This window comes from Pseudonocardia sp. ICBG601 (genome assembly GCF_020496245.1).
In genome coordinates this window covers 1-17,414 of record NZ_JAHLJA010000065.1, presented here as the reverse complement: position 1 = coordinate 17,414, position 17,414 = coordinate 1, and the positions used below count along the sequence as shown (strand labels likewise).

The 17,414-nt window shown below is 70.4% G+C and carries 20 protein-coding genes and 2 pseudogenes; 9 read left to right on the top strand and 13 right to left on the bottom strand.

The features are described 5' to 3' along the window. Positions 1–2,196 precede the first annotated feature (2,196 nt). A complete protein-coding gene (locus KPL57_RS20430) occupies positions 2,197–2,679 on the bottom strand; it encodes a DinB family protein (protein ID WP_226352796.1) in 483 nt (160 codons plus the stop codon). A 492-nt stretch (positions 2,680–3,171) separates the two neighbouring features. Here KPL57_RS20430 and KPL57_RS20425 point away from each other — a divergent pair, with 492 nt between their 5' ends. From KPL57_RS20425 to KPL57_RS20415, 3 genes are read left to right on the top strand one after another with little or no spacing between them, the layout of a single operon-like run. After that, positions 3,172–4,221: a hypothetical protein gene (locus KPL57_RS20425; RefSeq protein ID WP_226352795.1), complete on the top strand. Its 1,050-nt coding sequence runs from the start codon at positions 3,172–3,174 to the stop codon at positions 4,219–4,221. Next, positions 4,218–5,525 carry a sensor histidine kinase gene (locus KPL57_RS20420; RefSeq protein ID WP_226352794.1) on the top strand — a complete coding sequence of 436 codons (1,308 nt, stop codon included), beginning with the start codon at positions 4,218–4,220 and terminating at the stop codon, positions 5,523–5,525. The genes KPL57_RS20425 and KPL57_RS20420 overlap by 4 nt, the downstream gene beginning before the upstream one ends. Then, positions 5,522–6,199 (top strand): response regulator transcription factor, encoded by a 678-nt coding sequence (locus KPL57_RS20415; RefSeq protein WP_226352793.1) that lies wholly within the window; start codon positions 5,522–5,524, stop codon positions 6,197–6,199. Before KPL57_RS20420 ends, KPL57_RS20415 begins: the two co-directional genes overlap by 4 nt. A 16-nt stretch (positions 6,200–6,215) precedes the next feature. Here the strand turns inward: KPL57_RS20415 and KPL57_RS69960 are convergent, their stop codons facing one another. Next, positions 6,216–6,701: a cupin domain-containing protein gene (locus KPL57_RS69960; protein ID WP_226352792.1), complete on the bottom strand. Its 486-nt coding sequence runs from the start codon at positions 6,699–6,701 to the stop codon at positions 6,216–6,218. Between the two features lie 157 nt (positions 6,702–6,858). On the opposite strand from KPL57_RS69960, the gene KPL57_RS69955 reads away from it, so the two are divergent. From KPL57_RS69955 to KPL57_RS20395, 3 genes are all read left to right on the top strand, one after another. Next, complete coding sequence (locus tag KPL57_RS69955; protein ID WP_226352791.1) at positions 6,859–7,197, top strand: hypothetical protein; 339 nt, start codon at positions 6,859–6,861, stop codon at positions 7,195–7,197. Positions 7,198–7,279: 82 nt separating this feature from the next. Then, positions 7,280–7,927 (top strand): thioredoxin domain-containing protein, encoded by a 648-nt coding sequence (locus KPL57_RS20400; protein WP_226352790.1) that lies wholly within the window; start codon positions 7,280–7,282, stop codon positions 7,925–7,927. Next, complete coding sequence (locus KPL57_RS20395; protein WP_226352789.1) at positions 7,924–8,577, top strand: vitamin K epoxide reductase family protein; 654 nt, start codon at positions 7,924–7,926, stop codon at positions 8,575–8,577. Before KPL57_RS20400 ends, KPL57_RS20395 begins: the two co-directional genes overlap by 4 nt. Before the next feature lie 109 nt (positions 8,578–8,686). On the opposite strand, the gene KPL57_RS20390 is transcribed toward KPL57_RS20395, so the two are convergent. The 3 genes and pseudogenes from KPL57_RS20390 to KPL57_RS20380 form a co-directional block, all read right to left on the bottom strand. Beyond that, entirely contained in the window at positions 8,687–8,827 is a 141-nt protein-coding gene (locus KPL57_RS20390; protein ID WP_226352788.1) for a hypothetical protein, read from the bottom strand. Positions 8,828–8,853: 26 nt separating this feature from the next. Beyond that, positions 8,854–9,240 (bottom strand): annotated as a pseudogene (locus tag KPL57_RS72405) (cation transporting ATPase C-terminal domain-containing protein); the annotation flags it as partial. Positions 9,241–9,811: 571 nt separating this feature from the next. Beyond that, positions 9,812–10,291: a hypothetical protein gene (locus tag KPL57_RS20380; protein WP_226352787.1), complete on the bottom strand. Its 480-nt coding sequence runs from the start codon at positions 10,289–10,291 to the stop codon at positions 9,812–9,814. Between the two features lie 16 nt (positions 10,292–10,307). Between KPL57_RS20380 and KPL57_RS72400 the strand changes: the two genes are divergently transcribed. The 3 genes from KPL57_RS72400 (at position 10,308) to KPL57_RS20370 (ending at position 11,759) form a co-directional block, all read left to right on the top strand. Beyond that, positions 10,308–11,087, top strand: coding sequence for a recombinase family protein (locus tag KPL57_RS72400; protein WP_226352786.1), 780 nt, complete (start codon positions 10,308–10,310; stop codon positions 11,085–11,087). Next, positions 10,987–11,202 carry a hypothetical protein gene (locus tag KPL57_RS72395; RefSeq protein ID WP_374203754.1) on the top strand — a complete coding sequence of 72 codons (216 nt, stop codon included), beginning with the start codon at positions 10,987–10,989 and terminating at the stop codon, positions 11,200–11,202. Before KPL57_RS72400 ends, KPL57_RS72395 begins: the two co-directional genes overlap by 101 nt. A 140-nt stretch (positions 11,203–11,342) precedes the next feature. Further along, positions 11,343–11,759 (top strand): hypothetical protein, encoded by a 417-nt coding sequence (locus KPL57_RS20370; protein WP_226352785.1) that lies wholly within the window; start codon positions 11,343–11,345, stop codon positions 11,757–11,759. A 10-nt stretch (positions 11,760–11,769) separates the two neighbouring features. Here KPL57_RS20370 and KPL57_RS20365 read toward each other — a convergent pair whose 3' ends face one another. The 8 genes and pseudogenes from KPL57_RS20365 to KPL57_RS20335 all read right to left on the bottom strand — a co-directional run. Next, positions 11,770–12,186: a hypothetical protein gene (locus KPL57_RS20365; protein ID WP_226351346.1), complete on the bottom strand. Its 417-nt coding sequence runs from the start codon at positions 12,184–12,186 to the stop codon at positions 11,770–11,772. A gap of 27 nt (positions 12,187–12,213) precedes the next feature. Beyond that, positions 12,214–13,026 (bottom strand): annotated as a pseudogene (locus KPL57_RS20360) (N-acetylmuramoyl-L-alanine amidase); the annotation flags it as partial. A 113-nt stretch (positions 13,027–13,139) separates the two neighbouring features. Then, a complete protein-coding gene (locus KPL57_RS20355) occupies positions 13,140–13,343 on the bottom strand; it encodes a hypothetical protein (RefSeq protein ID WP_226351345.1) in 204 nt (67 codons plus the stop codon). Positions 13,344–13,604: 261 nt separating this feature from the next. Then, positions 13,605–13,799: an HNH endonuclease gene (locus KPL57_RS72390; RefSeq protein ID WP_226351344.1), complete on the bottom strand. Its 195-nt coding sequence runs from the start codon at positions 13,797–13,799 to the stop codon at positions 13,605–13,607. 961 nt (positions 13,800–14,760) lie between these two features. Then, a complete protein-coding gene (locus tag KPL57_RS66920) occupies positions 14,761–15,228 on the bottom strand; it encodes a DNA polymerase (RefSeq protein WP_264198345.1) in 468 nt (155 codons plus the stop codon). Continuing rightward, the gene (locus tag KPL57_RS66915) at positions 15,216–15,668 is read right to left on the bottom strand and encodes a DNA polymerase (RefSeq protein WP_264198344.1); all 453 of its coding nucleotides are present in this window, start codon (positions 15,666–15,668) and stop codon (positions 15,216–15,218) included. The genes KPL57_RS66920 and KPL57_RS66915 overlap by 13 nt, the downstream gene beginning before the upstream one ends. 4 nt (positions 15,669–15,672) lie before the next feature. After that, positions 15,673–16,335 (bottom strand): hypothetical protein, encoded by a 663-nt coding sequence (locus KPL57_RS20340; RefSeq protein WP_226352784.1) that lies wholly within the window; start codon positions 16,333–16,335, stop codon positions 15,673–15,675. A 385-nt stretch (positions 16,336–16,720) separates the two neighbouring features. Beyond that, positions 16,721–17,414 (bottom strand): hypothetical protein (locus tag KPL57_RS20335; RefSeq protein WP_226352783.1); only part of this gene is annotated, 694 nt, incomplete at its 5' end.

Below are 17,414 nucleotides of genomic sequence, written 5' to 3'. Positions count from 1 at the left end.
GCGACGGCGAGGGTCCCCTCGGCGACGAGCGTGTCGGGGTCGTCCGACCCAGGTCGCGACCGGCGGCGGTGAGGACCCGCTGTACGCGACGGGTGGCGTCCAGCAGCGCGGGCATGTCGCCCCGACGTCCCGCGGTGCGCACGTCGGTGGCGGCGCGGTCGTGACGGGCGCGCAGGTCCTCGCGCAGGGGGGTCGTCGTCGACCGTCCGGCACCGCGGTGCCGGGACGGTCACCCTCCGCTCGGTCATGGACAACCCGACCCCTCCGTACTCCGCGAACGAGCCGTGATCACTCGAACGGCCCACCCGCTAGTAACGGAGCGTACTCGTTATCGGGATCAACGCGCACCTCGGAGGGGTGTTCGATGAAAAGACTCGTTCTTCCGTCACTTTGTGTGACAGCGAGCGTGCCAGACCGTCCGTGGGGTCACTCGGCCGTGCGGTCGGCGATCCCGAACGGGTGCACGGTCGTCGCGGCACCTGGAGTGCGGTGTCCGTGGGCTCGACAATCGCGTGAACGCCGTGCGGAGAGGGGACCTCGTGTCGAGGCAGGAGGACGCCGACCACACCGATGGTGAGGTCGCGGACGACGCAGGGCGGTGCGGCGTCCAGACACCGGCGCCGACCCCGTCGCCGGTGACCGAGTGGACCGGCCGGTGCGCCGGCCCTTCCCCCGCCGCCTCCACGGCCCCCGCTGCGGCCGACGTCGCCCTTCCTGGGGGTGGCGCCGCTCGTCGCCCCGCCCGCGGACGAGCCTGGTCCTCCGGGCATCGAGGCGTTCGGGGCCGGCGTGACGCCGCCCCGTGTGGTGCCGGAGGCCGCCGCACCGTCCTCCGACGACCCCGCGACCGCGGATCCGGTGCTCACCGCCGAGGTGCCCGCCGCGACGGGCGCTGCGCCGGATTCCGGCACGGCCGACCGTGATCGGGAGAGCACCGCAGAGCCGGGCCCGGCCTCCGCTGCACCCGCCTCCGTCGAGGCGACCGCTGCTGCGTCGACCCCGGCTGCGTCGACCCCTGCTGGGGCGACGGTTGCTGGGGCGACGGCCGCTGCGTCGACGGCTGCCGCGGGACCGGGATCCACGGCGCCCGCTGCCGCTGCGCCGGGCATCGCCGGGCCGAGCGTGCCCGGAGCGCCGCCCGTCCCACCGCCCGACGGCGCCCGCTCGCTGCCACCGCCGACCGGCCCGCACCCGACCCTGCCCGGTGTCCCCGCGGTCGGGCCGCGCGCGACGCCCCCCGGCTCACGGCAGCGGTGCTGGTCGGGTCCCTGCTGGCGGCCGCCGGTGCGGCCGCGGGCGCGGTCGCGCTGGTGTCGGAGCAGAGCGACGGCGCAGGCTGGCCCGGCGCGACCGACCCGACGGCGGTGACCCGCCCGGACGGGGTGACCGCGGGTCTCCCCGGGGGCCGGGACCCCTGGTCCCGATGCCCGGGGTCTCCTCCGGTGACGGGGCGCCTGACCGGGCCGCCTCGCCGGAGCGGTACCGGGCCGACCCGGATCCCGCCCGCGCGTCCCGCCCGGACCCGGCCGCGGGCCCGGACGAGCGGCGGGGCGGCCCCGCGACACAGCTCCCGGCATCGAGCGCGGCACAGCGCCCGGCACCGAGCCCGGCACCGGGTGGCGGCCGCGCACCGGCGGCACCCTCCGCTCCGCCGGCTCCGGGCGGACCGGCGGCGGGTGGCCGGGTGGCACCGGCTGCCCCGGCTCCGGGCGGGACCGGTCCGGCGGCTCCGGGCGCGCCCGCCGGGGGGACGACCCCGGGGACACCCGGCACCCCCCCGGCGGCACGAGCCCGGCCGGGCCCGGCACGCCCGGCGCCGGCACGACCCCGTCGGGCTCCGGCGGCACTGGCACGGGACAGCCCTCCGGTACCGGAGCCGCACCGGCCCCGGCGCCCCCGGCGGGAGCCGGGCCCGCGTCGGGCCCGGGACCGGGAGCAGGGACGGGATCCGGCACGGGGACCGGGAACGGGGCCCCGGACGCGACCGGCACCGGATCCGGCCCTGGCACCGGCGGCCCGTCGACCGGACACCCGCCGGCGGCCGGCACCGCAAGCGGCGGCCCTGCAGGAGGCGGCCCTGAAGGAGGCGGCGCTGCAGGAGGCGGCGCTGCGGGTGGCGGCACCGCACCGACGGCCCCGGCCGGCCCCGGGGCCTGACCCGCCCGGGGACCGACGGACGTGGCGGCGGCGGGCGACTCAGCCCGCCGCCAGGATCTGTTCCCGCAGGATGTCGGCGTGCCCGCAGTGGTGGGCCAGCTCCCGCAGGACCTGCAGCAGCAGCCAGCGGACCGTGATCGGGTACCCGCGTCCGGTCACGGTGTCGTCGAGCGCCAGCCCGGCCACGGCGTCCCGGGAACGCTCGCACACCCGCAGGTAGTGGTCCCGGACCGAGCCGATGGTCTCGTCGTCGCGGGGCAGGAACGACTCCTCCACGGTCTCGGGAATGCCGAGCTCCGCGCGCGTCGCGCCGTGGACCCCGATGCCGAACCACACCGTCTCCATGAACGCGGCGTGCCGGACCAGCCCCAGCAGCGTCGTCGCCGCCGGGACCAGCCGCCGTCGCGCCTGCTCCTCGGTCAGCCCGTCGAGAAGGCCGGCGATCAGCGTCCGGTACTCCTCGACGAACGCCGTCAGCTGGGTCCGCTCGTCGCCGACCATCACCGCGAAGGGATCGCTCATGGGGAGCGACCGTACGACCGTGGTCGGACGGCGCAGATCGTTCCCCGCTCCGACGCGCCGGACCGGCCCGGGCCCGCACCGTTGCAGCATGAGCACGACAGACCGGATCCCCGGCGCACCCCAGGCGCCGCCCGCCCGACCGGACAGCGGGTCGTGGCCGCGCGGCCGGCACCGGGCCGGACGGGCACGGGTGGCCGGCCTCGACGCCGCCCGCGGTCTCGCGGTCCTCGGCATGATCGTCGCGCACGTCGCCGTCGCCGCGGGGTCGAGCTGGCTGGTGCAGGCGGTCACCGGGCGCGCCGCGGTGTTGTTCGCGGTGCTCGGCGGGGTGTCGCTGACCCTGATGGCCGCGCCCGTCCTCGCCGCGCCGACCGCGCGGAACCGGGCGTGGCTGCGCCGCCGGATCGCGGTGCGGGGACTGCTGCTGGTGGTCCTCGGGCTGCTCCTGGCCGAGATCAGCAGTGGACCGATGGTCATCCTCGTCGTCTACGGGTGCTGTTCTGGCTGCTCCTGCCGGTGCTGTTCGCGCCGGCCCGGGCGCTCGCGGTCGCCGCCGCGGTCTGGGCCGTCGCCGGGCCGCTGCTGTCCTGGGTGCTGCGTGCCCGGCTCGGGTCCACCCCCGACGCCGACGGCCGGACGGTGCTCGGCGCGACCGCGCAGCTGTCCGACCTCACCTCGCCCGCCGGCCTGCTCCACGCGCTCGACACGGTGCTGCTCAGCGGCGCCTACCCCGTCCTGACCTGGATGCCGTTCCTGCTGCTCGGGATGGCGCTCGGCCGGCTCGACCTGCGCACCGCGGCCACCCGGCTGGTCGCCGGCGGGGCCGCCGGCGCGGTGCTCGGCTACGGCGGGTCCTGGCTGGCGCTGGACGTCCTGGGTGGGCGCGACGCGCTCCTGGCGTCGGTCGCGCCCGTCGCCGACCGGCTCGGCGTCCCGGCCGAGCTCGCGTTGCAGCTGCTCGGCGGTACCGCCCTGGGCACGGTCGCCACCACCACACCCGCCTGGCTGCTCGCCGCGACCCCGCACAGCGGCAGCCCGTTCGACGTCGTCGGGGCGGCCGGGGTCGCCGTCGCGGTGCTCGGCCTGTGCCTGCTCGCCGCGCGGTACGGGGGACGGCTGCTCGACCCGCTCACCGCGACCGGCGCGCTCGCGCTGACCCTGTACGCCGGGCACATCGCGCTGCTCGTCGCACTCGGCGGGTGGCCGCAGGACGCGCCGTGGGCGGCGACGGCGCTGGTCGCGGGCCTGGCGGTGGTCACAGCGTGGACCTGGCGCCGGCTCGTCGGGCGCGGTCCGCTGGAGGCACTGGTGCACGGCGTCTCCGTCCGCGCGGCCGGGTCTCCGCCCACGGTCGGAGACCGGGGATCGGACCCCGCTCCGATGCCTCGCGCGGCCGCCCCGCGCGAGGCTGGGGACATGGACAGCACGACGGCGGGCCGGGCGGCCGACACGATCGGGTATCGGACATCATCGACCACGGGGCCTGCGCGGCCGGCGCGACAGGTGCCACAGGCCCGTCCCGGCCGGGAGGAGACGCGATGAGCACCGCGACACGGCTGCGGGACGCCGTGCGCCGGCTGCCCGCGCTGCGCTCGTCGCCCTCGGAGGCCCCGACCCTCGTCGAACGTGCGGTGGCACTCGGCCGGCGCAACCCCGTCGTCGTCGACGCCGTGCTGGCCGCCCTGCTCATCTGGGTCGCGGTCAGCTGGACGCTGGAGGGCAAGGGCGTCCGCTCGGACATGCGGATCGAGGCGCTGGTCGTCTCCGTGCTGGCGTCGCTGCCCGTCCCGCTGCGCCGGGTGTACCCGATGCCGGCCGCGATCGCGACCGCGGTCGTCGCGCTGGTCTGTACCTTCGGGCTGCCCGGCACGATGGCCGCGTTCCTGCTGCCGTCGCTGGTCATGGGGTACTCGGCCGTGGCCTACGGGCCCCGCTGGGCGGGCTGGCTGGCGCTGGTCGTGCTCATGGTGGGGGTGCTCGGACCGTTCGTGGCCCGCGGCCCGGCGTTCCTGTTCGCCTCCCCGGACATGACGCCGCTGGTGGCGCTGGCCCTGATCGGGGCGATGGCGACGGTCCCGCTGCTGGTGTGGCTGCTCGGGTCGCTGCGCCGCGCCGCCCACCGCCGCACCCTCGACCTGCGCGAACGCAACCGGCTGCTGGAGGAGAGCCGCCGCCAGGAGGTCCGCCTCGAGCTGCTGGCCGAGCGGTCGCGGATCTCCCGCGAGGTGCACGACGTCGTCGCCCACTCGCTGTCCGGGATCATCGCCCAGGCCGACGGCGGCCAGTTCGCCGCGCAGCGCGACCCGGCGAAGGCCGTCGAGGTGCTCGTCGGCATCGCGACGACCGGCCGTTCCGCGCTGTCCGACGTCCGCGGTCTGCTGTCGATGCTGCGCGACACCGGCCCGGACGACGGCACCGACACCGACCCGGCGCGTCCGCAGCCCGGCGTCGGCGACGTCCCCGCACTCGTCGAGCAGGTCCGCACCGGCGGGCTGCCGGTCGACCTGCGGACCGTCGGCACCCCGCGGGAGCTCCCGACCGGGCCCGGCCTGACCGTCTACCGGATCGTGCAGGAGTCGCTGACCAACGTCATCAAGCACGCGGGGACCGGCGTGCCCACCCACGTCGAGCTGCGGTGGACCCCCGACGAGCTGACCGTGCGCGTCCACGACGAGGGCGCCCGCGGACCCGTCCCCACCCCGCCGCGCGGCGGGCACGGCCTGACCGGCATGCGGGAGCGCGCCGCCCTGCACGGCGGCTCGGTCGAGGCCGGACCGCGCGCCGACGGCGGCTGGACGGTCCGGCTGCGTCTGCCCCTGACACCCCCGGCCCGAGGAGAACGGTGAACCCCGTACGACTGATGCTCGTCGACGACCAGGAGCTGGTCCGCACCGGCTTCGCGATGGTGCTCGACTCCTGCGACGACCTCGCCGTCGTCGCCCAGGCCGGCAACGGCGAGGCCGCACTCGCCGAGCTGGACCGCACCGAGGTCGACGTCGTGCTGATGGACGTGCGGATGCCCCGCCTCGACGGCATCGCCGCCACCCGCCGGGTCGTCGCCGAGCACCCCGGGGTGCGGGTCCTGGTGCTGACCACCTTCGACCTCGACGAGTCCGTCACCGAGGCCATCGCCGCCGGTGCCAGCGGCTTCCTGCTCAAGGACGTGTCCCCGCAGGACCTCATCGAGGCCGTCCGCACCGTGCACCGCGGCGACTCGGTCGTCGACCCGGTCTCCACCCGCCGGCTGCTGCGCGCCACCCGGCCCCTGCTCACCGCGCCCGAGCCGGCCGCCGCGGAGCCGTCGGTGGACGCCGTCGCCGCGCTCGCCGAGCTGACCCCGCGGGAGCGGGAGGTGCTCGTCCTCGTCGGCAACGGCCGGTCGAACGCCGAGATCCGGGCCGACCTCGTCGTCTCCGAGGCGACGGTGAAGACCCACATCGGGCACCTGCTCGCCAAGACGCAGTCGCGTGACCGCGTCCAGCTCGTCGCGCTGGCGTTCCGGGCGGGTCTGGTCAGCTGAGCCCCGGCCGCCCCGCTCAGAAGCCCGGGTGGTCGCGCAGGTTGACCTGGTCGCAGGTCAGCGCGAACGCGTCGACCTCCTCCGGCGACGGCGGTGTCGCCCGTGCGGCGAACTCCGCCAGCCCCCGGAAGTAGCGTTCCCGCGGCGCGCCGGGCACGAACAGGATGAGGAACCGCGCGTCGCTGTCCGGGCCGGTGCGGAACGCGTGCACGCCCCGGTGCGGGACGTGCACCAGGTCACCCGGCCCGGCCTCGGTCCAGGTCTCGCCGGTCATGACCCGCAGTGCGCCGTCGAGGACGTAGAAGCTCTCGGTGAACCCGGTGTGCAGGTGCGGCAGCGCACCGGGGGAGTCCGCCGGGACCCACGACTCGAACAGACCGAACCCGCCACCGACCTCCGTGCCGGGCGCGGCGAACCGGGTCCACGAGCCGGTCGGGGAGGTCACGGCGCGCTCGGTGGTCGCGGCGGGGCGCCACACCGCGCCGGGCTCGGGAAAGCTCACGCACCGAACGTAGCGGACCGATGACCGGGCGTCCCGGCGCTGTGGCCGGTCACCGCCCGCGCGGGGCCGTGGGGGAGCGCCGGGGCGGCGAGCGCCCCTCGGTATCGTCACCGACGCTGCCGGAGGCGTCCGGCCGTGGCCGGAGCGGAGAGGTGGGGTGAGGCACGTGCGCGTCCTCGCCCCGCTGACGTTGCTGGTCCTGGCCCTGGTGCTCTGCGCGGGACCCGCCGTCGCCACCGCCTCGGGCGGCCACGGCGCCGCGCCGGCGGTCGTCGTCGGCTCGGACTGCTCGCAGCACCCGCTCACGCTGCTGCACCCGGGGGACTGCGAGCAGGCCCCCCGCCGCGACGACGACGTGCCGGTCCCCACGCTGGTCCCGGTCACCGTCGTCTCCGTCCTGCCCTCCGGGCACGCGGGCGTCGCGCCACCCACCGCACCGGAACGGACCCTGTGCGCGCCGTCGCCGGTGGAGCACCTCTGCGTGGACCGCAACTGAGGCGTGCGGTCACCCCGCCACCGTGTCCCCGCACCCGTTCCGATCCGGCCACCGTGCCGGGCCCCGTGGAGGAAGACTCCCGATGACCCGCAACGTGAAGATCTCCCTGGCCGCCCTCGGCGCGTTCGCGCTGATCGTGGCCGCCCTGCTGTTCGCGACGCGCCCCGACGCCCCGGAGACCGGCGCCGCCGCCGGCACGCCCGACAGCCTCGTCACCGCCGACGCCGCCCGCCTCAACGACGCCCCGAACGCCTCGGCCACCCTGGTCGAGTTCGCCGACTTCCAGTGCCCCGCCTGCGGCCAGGTCCAGCCGATCATGGACCAGCTGGTGGCGCAGTACGGCGACCGCGTGCAGTTCGTGTTCCGCAACTTCCCGCTGCCGATGCACCAGAACGCCGAGGCCGCCGCGCTCGCCGGTGAGGCCGCCCGCGCCCAGGGCGCGTTCCACCCGATGTACGAGCGGCTGTTCCAGACCCAGCGCGACTGGTCCGAGTCCCCGGACGCGGCGACGGTGTTCCGCGGCTACGCCCAGGACCTCGGCCTCGACCTGAACGCCTACGCCGCCGCGATCGCCGACCCGGCGACCGCCGCGAAGATCCAGGCCGACAAGGACGCCGGGACCGCCGCGGGCGTCGAGGGCACCCCGACGATCTTCGTCAACGGCGAGAAGGTGCAGCTCCGCTCGGTGCAGGACATCACCGACGCCCTCGACGCCGCGGTGAACCGATGAGCGTCCCGGCGGCGCCCTCCGCGGCACGGACCGAGGAGTTCTCCCGCGTCACCCCCGACGCCCCGGCCGTGCCGGGGCCGGTGCCGCGGTTCCTGCCGTGGCTGCTCGTCGTCGGCGGCGTGCTGGGGTTGGTCTCGGCGTTCACACTGACCGTCGAGCGCATCGAACTGCTGATGGACCCGAGCTACACGCCGTCGTGCAGCATCAACCCGGTGCTGTCCTGCGGGTCGGTCATGACGACCCCGCAGGCGGCGTTCTTCGGGTTCCCGAACCCGCTGCTCGGGATCGGGGCGTTCGCGGTCGTGGTGACGACGGGTGTTGCCCTGCTGGCCGGGGCCCGCTTCCCGCGCTGGTGGTGGGTGGGGCTGACCGTCGGGTCCGCGCTCGGCGTCGTGTTCGTGCACTACCTGATCGTCCAGAGCCTGTACCGGATCGGCGCGCTCTGCCCGTACTGCATGGTCGTGTGGGTCGTGACGATCCCGATCTTCTGGTACTCGCTGCTCGCGACCTGGACGCCCTCGGCGGCGGCGCGCGTGCGCCTGCACGCCCGGATCGCCGGCTACCACGCGGTGCCGGTCGTGCTGTGGTTCCTGGTGATCGCGGCGCTGATCCTGCAGCGCTTCTGGACCTACTGGTCCTCGCTGCTCTGACCGAGCCGCTCCGAGCCGCTCCGAGCCGCTCCGAGCCGCTCCGAGCTGCTCTGGGTTGCTCCGAACCGGTCCGCGGGGCCGGGGACGCACGTCCCCGGCCCCGCGACGGTCAGCGCTCCCGGCGGAGGTCCGCGGCGTCGATCCCCAGCACGTGACGCAGGTACAGCGGCCGGATCGCGGCCACGCAGGCCAGGAACGGCAGCACGACGGCCGCCAGCAGCGGCCACACCGCGGGCGGCGGCGCCGCCATCCCGAACAGGGGGCGAGCGGGGTGTAGGGCACCGCGAGCCCGGCGAGCACGACGGCGCACACCGTCGCCACCACCGGCCGCGACGCGCGTCCCGCCCTGGTCCGCAGCAGGAGCAGCACCAGGACCTGGGACAGCATGCCCTCGGAGAACCAGACGGCCTGGAACACCGCCTGCTCCTGCGGGGTGTCCAGACCCAGGAAGCGCCACACCGCCCAGAACGTGACCAGGTCGAACGCCGAGGCCAGTGGCCCCAGGACCGCCATGAACCAGAGCATCCCGCGGGTGTCCCACCGCCGGGGCCGCGCCGTCCACCCCGGTTCCACCCGGTCGAACGACAGCGAGAGCGCGGCCACGCCGAACAGCACGCCCTGCAGCAGCAGCTGCGCGGGCAGCAGCGGTAGGAACGGCAGCACCGCGGAGGCGACCAGCACCGACAGCGTGTTGCCGACGTTCAGCGCGGCGGTCACGGTCAGTAGCGGGTGGCGCGGCCCAGGGTCCGCCTGCCCTCCTCGACCGCGGAGACGACGACGTCGGGGCTGCGGTCGGCCAGCACGATGTCCGCGGCCGCCCGCGCGGCGGGCACCGCCCGTCGACGCCGATCCCGACGTCGGCGATCCGCAGCGCGCCGACGTCGTTGAGGCCGTCGCCGAGGAACCCGACGGTGTGCCCGCGGGCCTGCAGCGCGCCCACGACCGCTCCTTCTGCAGCGGTCCGAGCCGGGTGAACAAGGTGGTGCGCTCCACCGCGCGGGCCAGCGCGACGTCGTTGAGCCCGTCCAGCGCGGCGCCGTCGAGGACCCCGGTGACGGCGATCCCGGCCCGCGCGCACACTTGCTCGGCGACCGCGGTGTCGTCGCCGGTCAGGACCTTCACCGCGACACCCTGCTCGGCGAAGCGCTCCACCGCACGGGCCGCGGACTCCCGCACCGGGTCGACCATCCCGACGAAGCCCAGCAGCAGCAGGTCGCGCTCGGGGTCGTCGTCGTCACCGGCGCCGAGCGGGCGCAGCAGGGGTGTCCGGCGGGTGGCGACGGCGACGACCCGCAGCCCGGTCGCGCGGTGTCCGGCCACCGCGTCGGCGGCCGCGACCCGCAGCGACGCGGTCAGCTCGACGGGCCCACCCGCGCGCGACCCGGGTGCAGCGGGGGAGCACGGTGTCCGGGTCACCGCGCACGATCACCAGCTCGCCGGGGTCGTGCGCGTCGCGCAGCACCACCGCGGAGCGGCGACGGGCGTGGTCGAACGGCAGCTCCTCGACCCGGGTGAGCAGGCCGTGGGCCAGCAGCGCCGACCCGTCCCGGTCGGCGGCGGCCATGGCGTCGTCGAGGCCGTCGCGCGGGGTGGTCTGGAAACGCACCGCGACCGCCGCCGCGTCCGCCGGGGCGGGGTCGGGACGGCCGTCGACGTCGACGGAGTGGGTGAACACCACCCGGTCCTCGGTGAGCGTGCCGGTCTTGTCGAGCACGGGTTAGGATGTCGACGTGACCACAGCGATCTACTGCCGTGCATCTTCGTCGAAACAACAGGTCAGAGAGGACGCAGTCAAAGGGTCTGTCGACCAGCAACTTGCGGAGTGCAAGGCCTGGGCCGAAAAGCAGGAAATCAAGGGCCCCTTCCTGGTGCTCTCCGAAGTCAAGAGTGCAACCAAGGTCGACGCCAAGACAGGTCGAGTCCACCGCCCCCGATTCAACGAACTCCGAGCCGGAGTCCGCAGCGGTCAAATAGACTATATCATCGCGTACGACTCGGATCGAATCACTCGGGACCCTATGGACGGTGAAGAGTTCCTGAATGATCTCGCGGGATCTGACGTAATAATCGACACTCTCAAATCCGGGAAGTACCAGATCAGGACGGCAGAGGACCGCTTCATTGCGCGCATCCTCTTCGCGGCGGCACGCCGTGAGACCGAAAAGCTCAGCGAACGGGTCCTGCGGGGCAAAAAGGCTCGAATGGAGGCGGGACTCCCCCGGGGAATAGCGTCCCGTTTGGATTTAAACCCGGCGCCATCGAGCACGAGCCCCACGAAGCGGACGCCCTCCGAACGGCAGCAAGAGCGCTCTTGCGGGGTGAGTCCCTGCGGTCGATCGCCATCTCCTGGAACACCCAAGGCATCCGGACACATGGCAACAAGGGTGACGGCACCTGGACCCCGCCGCTGTGGGACAGGTGCTCCGGAATCCACGGAACGCAGGGCTCATGCAGTGGCGGGGCCAGCTCACCGGAGTGAAGGCAGCATGGGACCCGATCATCTCCTATGAAGACTGGCGATCCGTGCGCGCGGTACTCGACGATGCGCGCCGCCGGGCAAGTGTCGGTCGACCCCACGTTGGTTGTGCTCAAAAACCGCACGGTGCGAATGCGGAGGTCCATTGAGGGCCAAGGGCTCAGGCCACGGCGGTAAGGGCTCAGTGATCATGCGCTACGAATGCACGACGCTCGGGAAAGCTCAACTGGCTAGGTTACGGCACGCGGGCCCACATTCTAGCTGCAAAGCTATCGAGTTAGACGCTTTAGTGTCTGACAAGCTCGTGGGGGCCTACCATGAACTCGGCGTCGGTTTTCCAAATCTGGAGCCCGTGTTCGAGACGACGTCCTTAACGGAGCGTCGTGAAAAACTGATGGAGCTGAGGCGTCAACTTCAAGATGATTGGCTCGAAGAAAGGATCACGAGAGCCGAGTACCACGAGGCCTTAGCCAAGCTCGATCTCCGAATCGAACAGGAACCCGCGACAGTAGCCATTGAGACTCCCACGCGAAACGTTAGCCGCGAGGAGCTGGAGTCCGAATGGTCGGAGCTGTCACTAGACCGGAGGCGTCAAATCCTGCGCGACTCGGTATCGATAACAGTCCACAGGGCCCGAAGCAGCCAAGCACCACTAGAGGAGCGGGTCGAGCTAGCGTTCCATATACCCGGTGCCCAGAGGACGTGATCAGGTGATCTCAGCCACCGGAGACCTGCGCATGCTGATGTGACAACTCAGCAATAGCTGCGTCCACTTCGCTCGTGTCGTCAGCGTCGTCGCGTTGGAGTTCCAGCTTCACGCGACGGCGCGCGCCTTCGGACATCGCGAGATCGTTCATCGCGGACATGACCGAGTGGAACAACTGACCGGAGAACCGGTTATCTCGCAGAGACCGCGTCAACGCGTCGCACACGTAGCAGAGGATCGCGATGTCGGACTGCTCGTAGAATCGGGCCTGACCGGATTCACGTGCGGCTCGATACAGTTCGCGCGCACGCGGGTGCCACGCGGGGTCCGGCTTGTGCCACACGGGCTCAGCACCGGCGGGAGCCTTCTGCACGAGCTTGTCTTCGGCGGTGTGATGGCCGTGCTTCTGTTCGGTGCGCTTGGGCACGGGAGCCATGATGGTAAAGACCTCTCGTCAGCGTGGTTCGAACTCGATCGCGACTGAGCCGTTGCGGCCCTTGAGATCGATGTCGATGTCAAGAAACTCGGTGCCGTCGGGGATTTCACGCCACACGCGGCTTGCATTGCGGAACACGGTGGGACCCCAGATAGGGCCTGTGCCCGGCGGCGGTCCGTCGTTGGGTGCGTTCTTTTGGAACGCGACCTGCATGGTTCCACCGAGTTCACCGGTGATCGACACGAATGCTCGCTTGAACAGCGCTGACGTGGAGCCGACCATCGCAGGCACCCGCAGATAATTCTTGCCGTGTGTCAGTTCTCGTTCGATCATCACGGGTTTGACCTTCTTTGACGTCGGTGTCGATGCTGCCGAGGCATCAGCGCCCCGCATCAGTGCGAGCACATCGGCGCGCATGCGGGCCATGTCGTAGCTTCTACCGGGTCCGCAACCGGGGTCCCATTTGCCGGTGATACTGGATTCCAGGTGACCCCGGCACCACTCGGCGTTCGGCCGGTGAAGCAGTTGCGAGATGACGGCGCCGAGTTCAATCGCGGACCTATATTGCGCGTCGGACATCGGCGTGTTGCCGGGGTACACGATTTCGTGGCCCCACACGAACTTGTTGAACGCGCGCGTCACCGGCAGCGGGCCCATGGCTCTACCGCCGGAGGCACCTGCGTGGTTCGCCGGGTGCGCCGCGATCACGGTGATGGAGCCGTCAGCGTTGCCGGACGTGTTGCACAAGGGCCCCGGGAGTCCCGGTCGGCCGTTCCAGAGCACCTGAGGCGGTGTCACGGATGCTGGCGTCGCCGTGTGGTGCCAGATGAGTCCCTGGTAGTCGCTCGTCTGGCCGTTGCCACGGTGCTCGTAGCCCGGCTACACGTGCACCGTGACGGCTCGCGCACGGAGGGCCGCTATGACGCGGTTGGCGAAGTCGACGCTCATGCGTCGTACCCACGCGGCGAACCGCTGACGGCGCCGATGACCATGACGCCGTCGTCGTGCTCGTCGTGATGAATGTGGACGTGCGCGTCATCGTCGCCAACGCAGTCGCGCAAGTGTTCGCGGACGTGGGCCTCGGTCGCCTCAAGCGCAGTGTCGAGATCGTCGACGTCATCGGGCACGAAGCGCTCGTAGCGGATCACGAGCAATCAGCTCCTCATCGTGGGCTGGAGTGCCAGGATTCGAACCTGGACTATCCGTTTTAGAGACGGAGGAGCTGCCGGTTACTCAACACTCCACCAGTATACTACGCACAGTAACAATCGGTAACAGTAAGCGACTTTTCACATGGGTGCGAAATGAGAGCCTATGCACACCGTTTTATGTTTATACTTAAAGGGGTTAACCCCCCAGTCACTAGTAAATAGGAATACAACTAAACACGCGCGCGGGCGCGTAATTTACTATGGAGCACGCGACGGATGCGCAACAGAATCGCGATACTTGCGGCGTTGACGGCCCGCGAAAGCCTCACGTTGCGTCTTCTCCGTATGGCACGTATCACAGATCGCGCCGAGGTTCGACGGCGCATCGGTGCCGCCGGAACGCCGGTTGACGATGTGGTCCACGGAGCGCACGCGGCGTGTCGTCGCGCACACATAGCACGTGTACGCGTCGCGACGAAGTATCTACGCGCGCACACGCTACGGAAGCGGAGCGCCGTATCTGCGACGTGCGTCGAGCCAGGTCATAAGCTGAAAGGGGCCGAAGTGTGAGACATAGAACGTGGTGCGCGCCCGTCATTGAGACCATCAATCAGTCGGGAGCAAGAAGGCTCGACCGGAAACTGATTGCCCTGAACATGGTCCCGGAGCCGCGAGCGCGCACCACGTAAGTTCATTTTAGGGGGCTCGAATCGACATGGTCGAATCACCCCCTCACTTAAGTATTCCTTGAATAAGAGAAGTCACCGGGCTCCACGGAAAGCAGCTCACGCAAGTACTTCCGAGCCGTGCGCCACAAAGTATGAATACGATTCCGATTAACACCGTACAAGTCTGCGATTGCTTGTTCCGACAATTGTGCACGGAATAAAAGGTCCACGACAGCCGCACACGGTTCGCCACAATCGGCCGCCACCGACGCGACAAGCTGACGCCAACGATCGGAACGCGTCACGACAGACTCCGGACACACGAGGTCCACCCGAGACCACATCGGCAGCCAGTCATCGTGGCCCGAGAGCTCTGTCGGCTCACCGCGATCGGCGACGAGTGCACGCACATCGGCCAACGCCAGCTTCGCAGCCCGCCGTGAGGCCTAGCCAACAGACACATTGTGCACGTCCGGATCGTACCAACGCGACATGCGTTCCAACGTCCGCGACAACACGTCCGGCTCGTCCATCGGCGCAAAGCGGCACACGTGGCGCACCGTCTTACGTATCGCACCGAACTCGTCGTGGCCAATATCCCGCCAGTACATGACGATGGGTTCCGCGTTCAGGCAGCAGTTCAGGTAACGACGGGCTTTAAGTGAAGACTACCACAGCGCGGCGCAAGGATCGAGCCCCGGACTCAAGCTACTAAGTAGATCTGACAGATCTACTTAGCCGGTTCGTCAGTATAACTCCGACCACCGGTGAGCTGGCCGGGAACATGCGGCTTCAAACCGAATCGGCTGGCCACGGTCGCCCGGTGGTGCCCACTCGAAACAGAACGCCCGCTCGATCTCCGCACACACGTCGGCAACGTCGGCTTCCGGTATTTCCCAGACGGCTTCATCGTGCACGAGCGCTCGTGTCATCCGTTGAATGTCCAACGGCATCCGGATCGCGGCGGCCTCGAACAGTACGTCCCGCGCGGTGCCTTGGCCATACAGCGCAGGTGCCTGTGTATGCGACCGGTCGACAACCGGTCGCATCCGACGACCGAAACCGTTGTCGAGTAGATTACCGGACTCGGCCTCTTCACGCACCTCGCGCTTCCATTGGGCAAGTCTCGGGAACTGAGTCGCGATCGTGTCCACGACACGTTGGGCTTCGTTTCTGCGAACACCCGCGCTGTCGGCGAGCTTCAGAACACCCATCGAGTAGTTGACGCCGTGAGAGATGATCTTCGCGGTCTTGCGATACCGCGCGGGTCAGTGTCATAGGTGGCGTCGCCGTAGGCCATGCGGGCCACGACCTCGTGCGCGTCGACGCCGGGTTCAAACAGCTTCGCATACTCACGATCGCCACTGTGAGCTGCGACACATCGAGCATCTACTTGCGACAGGTCCGCAGACACCAACACGTGACCCGGTGACGCAACAAACACGTCCCGCTCGTGTTTGCCGAGCACCGTGAGCCCTGGGCGCGTCACCGACGTACGACCGGACGCCTGGAACAACGTGATCCGTGGATGCACGCGACCGTCATCGTGCACGTACGTGTCCACCGTGTCATAGACACTGCGCACGCCGACAAGCGCACCGATCGCCTCACACAGGCCCGAAGACTGCGGATACTGCGACGCGATGTCGGCCAACGCGTCAGCTGAGAACGACGGCTCTCTCGGTCGGCGTCAGCGGTAAATACTGCTCATGGACGCCCAGATTCTCGAACGCCGCGACCAGTGCGCGTTTACCGGCCGCCGTCGCGTGGGGCGCCGCCGCAGGCTCGCCGGTGCTCGTCACCGTGGGCACATCGTGCTCACGGATGAGCCAGTTCACCAGTTGCGTGCGACGATGAGCGGCCTCTGCGACACGGTGACGCAAACGGTCCTGGTCCACGAGCAGACCCACGGACTGCACCTGCGAACACACGGCATGCACTCGGTGCTCCCGCCACAGATACTCGTCGTCGGGCACCAGCGGGACGAGTTTCCGATACAACGACTCCACGGCCAACACGTCGCCGCGCAGGTACTCCAGATACTCCGGATCATCGACCGGTATGCCGCCGAAACCACCGTGTAAAAGCGACAGCTCCAGCAAGTCACCGGTTTTACCTGCGACCCCGTGCGCGCGTGTCGCCGCAGCCAGCGAATAGCGACTACGTGACGCGTGAGCGGCATCGGACGGGTCCACCAGGGACGCCGCGATCATCGTGTCAAACACACGCCGGTCACGGGTCCATGACAGCACGTCGAAGCCGAGCGCTGGCACATCGAACGACACCACATTATGGCCAACGAGCAGCGACGACGTCGACACGAGACGCCGAACGCGACTCGTACGAGTTCGACACCGTGTACTGATGATCACGTGAGAGGCCGCCGAGTCGAAAGAACACGTCCGGCGACATCGTGAACCGGCTGCGAGCGTCGTGACTCTCGATGTCCACGAACACGGGCGAACAGGTTCCGCTCACGTGTGAACCTTAGCACACGTGGCGGCCGACACGAAGTCTGAAGCAATGTCAGGACCAACTCGGCACAGGATGGTGGCGGCCATGAGCCGGGACCTCGCGGAGGTCATGACGGGTGTCGACGCAGACCGAACTGCCGCTGAACCGTACGTGTGGCGGACCCACGTGACATCGCGCGGGTCCGCCACATGTGTTCACAGTTCGATGGTCTCCGTGTGCGTGAACGAGTGGTCACGCCAGGCACCTGCGAGCCTCATGCGTCGCTCGTACTCGTTGTACGTGACGCGTTCGGTACCGCGCTCGTCGTGCTGGGGTCACGCGGTAGTCCGGGTTCACGCGACCGTCGGCGAGCAAACCGATCGACACGGTCCTGTCGTCGGTGTCGACGTGGTGCGCATGGGCCGCGAGCACCTGAGCGCGCCACCGGCGCCCGTACACGTACCGGGTGCCGGTCCGCTTGTGCTCACGTGCGCCGATCGCGCGTGCGAACGACTTGTAGGCGCCCGTGCGCTGCCGTCGACCGTCCGCGTGGCACCACGTCAGCCACGCGGACCACACGTCGCGTGCGTGCACGTACACGTCGTCGTCGTCGACGCGCGTCAGCGTGTCGGCGGCGAACTCGGCGATCGCGTGCGCGATGGTGCCAGGTTTCGGCTTCACGTCGCTGTGTGTGACGACCGACCGTATCGGTTCCACGGGCGCCTGCGTGGGCGGTTGTGGTGGTTGCGGAGGTTCGCTGCCATTATCAGCGCTATAGCTGTTCTGTATAGCGTCGGCACTATACAACTCCTCTCTCTCCACGTTCTTGCTGATGCCGTTTTCAACCTCCTCAACTGCCGCAACCTCCGTAATAGCTAGGTGACCAGCAGTTTTGTCTGCGGAGGTTGACTCCGTGGGGGGCCCACCAACCTCCGCACCAACCTCC